Here is a 1,592-nt window from a genome sequence, read left to right on the forward strand (position 1 = left end):
GTGCAAACCCCGGGTCACGCTGCAGGGTCGCCTGCAGCAGGCCCTCACGACGCAGGACCAGCATCCGGATGACGCCTTTCCATCGCGGATCGGCAACCCGCTCCTGCAGTTGCCGGGCGACCTCGACCACCACATGCGCATCACGGAGGCGGGACAGGCCATCACCCAGGCGCTTCAATCTCAGGTCGGCAGCCTCGACGTCCAGCGCTGCGTGCTCCAGCAGCGCCAACAGGGACCGCAATCGGCGGATGGCCTTGCGCGCGGAATGGATGGCCGGGTGCGGGTCGGATGCCGACGACAACGCCGCAGCGATCGCGGCACACTCATGCAGCGCTCTCTGGCGAAAGGCCTCGCCGGCTTCTGCTGCGGACATCGATGTTCCCTGCCGGGATGGGAGCCGCAGTGTAGCCTGCTCCCCGTCGGGCACCGGCACCACGCAGCCGTGACGCGGCGCTGCCTAGACTTGCGCCCCTTCGCCCGTGCTGATCCCGCCACGCTGGCGCAGCACCCCTCCTCCCGCTCGAGATCAACGTGACGTCCCTGCCCTCATTTGCCACCCGCGACAGCCGGGCCACCGACAGCGTCAACATGGCACTGGCCGCCGGGGCCATCGTCGGCACCTGGTTCTGGGACGTCCAGGCCGACCAGCTCACGGTCGATGAAGCCCTGGCCCGCGCCTTCGGCCTGGACCCGGCAATGGCGCAGCGGAAACTGCACCTGCAGGACGTACTGGGCGCCGTGCATCCCGATGACCTGCCCGCACTGTCGGCGGCGATTGAGCAGACCGTGCAGACGGGCGGGCGCTTTGCCCACCAGTACCGCGCGCGCGCCACCGATGGCAGCTATCACTGGCTGGAAAGCATCGGCAGGGTCGATATGGACGCCCAGGGCCGCGCGCTGGGTTTCCCGGGCGTGCTGATCGACATCGATGAGCGCCTGCGCGTCGAGGCCGAGCGCGACCAGGCGCAGGCGCTGCTGCGCTCGTTCGTGGAGGCTGCACCGGGCGTGATGTATGCCAAGGATCGGCAAGGCCGGCTGCTGATCGGCAACCACGGCACCACCGAGCTGATCGGCCTGCCGCCGGGAGAATATATCGGGCGCACCGATGCCGAGCTGTTGGGCGACCCCGCCCAGGCGGCGTCGGTGATGGCGACCGACGAGCGCATCATGTCCAGCGGCAACAGCGAGCAGCTGGAGGAGGAAGTGAGCTTCCCCGATGGTCGCCGGGCCTGGTGGCTGTCGACCAAATCGCCGCTGCGCGACGCCGATGGCGCCGTGATCGGCCTGGTCGGTACGTCGCTGGACATCACCGACCGCAAGGCGGCCGAAGCCGAGCGTCGTGATATCGAAGAACGCTACCGGCTGGCCGCACAGGCCACCAACGATGCCATCTGGGATTGGCGCATCGCCGATGGCCAGGTGATCTGGAACGAAGCGCTGGCCAGCCTGTTCGGCCACACGGAGAAGAACACGACCGCGCAATGGTGGCTGCAGCACATCCACCCCGATGACCGCGCGCGCATCGATCACGGCATCCACGCCGTGATCGACGGGAACGGCAGCGGCTGGACGGACGAGTACCGTTTCCAGCG

Annotated in this window: 2 protein-coding genes; one reads left to right on the forward strand and one right to left on the reverse strand. The window is 68.5% G+C overall.

What is annotated here, in order from left to right:
- Positions 1-373, reverse strand: a 373-nt coding sequence (locus AC1VAN_RS21395) for a CHAD domain-containing protein (protein WP_480986697.1), incomplete at its 3' end; no start/stop codon positions are given.
- Between the two features lie 158 nt (positions 374-531).
- Between AC1VAN_RS21395 and AC1VAN_RS21400 the strand changes: the two genes are divergently transcribed.
- A partial coding sequence (locus tag AC1VAN_RS21400) for a PAS domain-containing protein (protein ID WP_480986698.1) occupies positions 532-1,592 on the forward strand: 1,061 nt, incomplete at its 3' end.

The organism is Stenotrophomonas sp. 05L44_2 (assembly GCF_056665995.1).